This window comes from Acidimicrobiia bacterium (assembly GCA_035471805.1).
GTDB lineage: Bacteria > Actinomycetota > Acidimicrobiia > Spongiisociales > JAHEDJ01 > JAHEDJ01.
The window spans coordinates 1-1,984 of sequence record DATIPS010000048.1 but is presented as its reverse complement, the minus strand read 5'-3'; the positions used below and the strand labels follow the sequence as shown (position 1 = coordinate 1,984).

General features: G+C 62.8%; 4 protein-coding genes. 2 read left to right on the top strand and 2 right to left on the bottom strand.

The window, feature by feature from the left end:
• Together VLT15_09460 and VLT15_09455 are read left to right on the top strand one after the other, a co-directional pair.
• On the top strand, window positions 1-411 hold a 411-nt coding region (locus VLT15_09460), incomplete at its 5' end, for an ATP-binding protein (GenBank protein HSR45443.1).
• The gene (locus tag VLT15_09455) at window positions 402-1,049 is read left to right on the top strand and encodes a response regulator transcription factor (protein ID HSR45442.1); all 648 of its coding nucleotides are present in this window, start codon (window positions 402-404) and stop codon (window positions 1,047-1,049) included. The genes VLT15_09460 and VLT15_09455, both read left to right, overlap by 10 nt.
• Before the next feature lie 118 nt (window positions 1,050-1,167).
• On the opposite strand, the gene VLT15_09450 is transcribed toward VLT15_09455, so the two are convergent.
• Entirely contained in the window at window positions 1,168-1,599 is a 432-nt protein-coding gene (locus tag VLT15_09450; protein HSR45441.1) for an SRPBCC family protein, read from the bottom strand.
• Between the two features lie 184 nt (window positions 1,600-1,783).
• On the bottom strand, window positions 1,784-1,984 hold a 201-nt coding region (locus tag VLT15_09445), incomplete at its 5' end, for a hypothetical protein (GenBank protein ID HSR45440.1).

The following is a 1,984-nucleotide window of genomic DNA, read 5'->3' as shown; positions in this document are numbered from 1 at the left end:
GACAGCCTGCGCGATTTCGCACGTGGAGTGCATCCGCCAATCCTCACCGACAGGGGCCTGGCGCCCGCCATCGAGACCCTGGCCGAGCGTTCCCCAGTCCCGGTGCATGTCGACGTCGAACCGGACCGGTTTCGTCCTGCCGTCGAGGCGGCTGCATATTTCCTGGTGGCTGAGGCTCTGACCAACGCCGCTCGACATGCCGATGCGACATCTGTCAGGATCGCGGCGTTCTGCATGGATGGTTGGCTGCATGTCGAGGTATCGGACGATGGACGCGGCGGCGCTGACATGGACGGTGGAACCGGGCTTCAGGGCCTCCAGGATCGAGTCGAGGCGATCGGGGGACAGATGCAGGTCAGCAGCCCACTCGGTGAGGGAACCACGCTGAGGGCGAGATTGCCATGCGAGTGATGCTCGCTGAAGATTCGGTGCTTTTCAGGCAGGGCCTGGCCAGGCTGCTCGAGGACGGCGGGGTCGAGATCATCGCTGCGGTCGACGACGCCGAAGCGCTCATCCGCAGGATCAGAGCGGATCAGCCGGACGTGGCGATCGTTGACATCCGCATGCCTCCCACCCACACCACCGAAGGCATCCAAGCTGCAATCGAGATCCGGTCGGCATTTCCCGACGTCGGCGTCCTCGTCCTGTCCCAACACGTCGAAACCGAGTATGCCGTCGAGCTCCTCCGAGATACACGCGGGAGGGTCGGTTACCTGCTCAAAGACCGTGTCACCGATCCCGGGGAGATTCTCGACGCATTACGCAGAATCTGCGAGGGCGAAACGGTCGTCGATTCCGACCTGGTGGCGCGGCTTCTCGGTCGACGCCGCGAATCGTCCCCCCTCGACTCACTGACCAGGCGTGAACGTGACGTCCTCGCTGCGATGGCCGAGGGCCGTACCAACCAGGGGATCGCAGAAGCGCTCTTCATGAGCCCCAAGACCGTTGAGACCCACACCCGGTCGATATTCCAGAAACTCGATCTCCTTTCAGGGGATGACTACCACAGAAGAGTCGTTGCGGCCGTCACCTGGCTACGCGAGCAGTAGCTCTCCGCATCGGTCGCCCTCGTGGAAAGGGCTGATTGTCACACGACACAGCCGCCCCCAAACTGCACACGACTGCTGATCTGTGGGGGCCTGCGTGGTCCGACCTGCGGGTTGGCGGCTATCGGCTCTCGAGGATTGTCTTCAACTTCCGCACGTCCTTGCGGTTGAAGCGTCGTGCCATCACCCCGAAGAGGGGACCCAGAAGCCGCATTCCACCCGTTGGCCTCACATTGGCCTCGAGAGTGAATCTTGTGCTGTCCCCAGCCTGCTGGCAGATGTAGCCGCCCGAACCTTCGAGTGGGCCTGAATCGAACGTCCACCGGGCCAGCCCACCGGGTTCGTACTGGACTGTCGTCCAGGCAGCGATCATGTCACGACCGTTGGCTGAGACACGATCAAACCCCGTGGTGCCTACCCCTAGAGGAGGATCTGAGGTGTAGGCGGCCTCGACGATGTTGGTGCGCCACTCGGCATCGTGCGATACCTGCATGACATAGTCGAACACCTCAACCGGGGACCTCTCAATGACGATCGTTGCCGACTGGTCCATGACCAATCAATACGGGTCACTCGACCAGGACACTAGGGCCAACGGTCAGAGCCGCCCCTGACGGCACATATGTATGGCGGTCAGAATGGCGCGGTGAGAGGGGTCGGTAGAAGGTTCGAGTAGTGACGAAAGCCGAGGCACTCGGAGACCCTCCGATCCTCAGTGGGGAGAGGTGCCACCTCAGCTACGAAGCTGCGTCACGGATCGCTTCACGCGCTGTCTGCCACTCGCTTGGGCTCTTGTCGGGCCCCATCGCTTCGGCGTCGCCGGAAGTCGCAATCGAATGGAGCTCGCTGTGGAGTTGCTGCTCCGTGAGCGAGCTGAGCCGGCGGAATTGCACGGCTGCCTTGCGCTCTCGTTCACGCGCCAGCTCAGGCGCTTTGGC

Bases quoted from the DNA above. Each gene is read 5' to 3' on its own strand.
- VLT15_09455 (HSR45442.1), top strand. From the start codon at position 402: ATGCGAGTGATGCTCGCTGAAGATTCGGTGCTTTTCAGGCAGGGCCTG.
- VLT15_09450 (HSR45441.1), bottom strand. From the start codon at position 1,599: ATGGACCAGTCGGCAACGATCGTCATTGAGAGGTCCCCGGTTGAGGTG.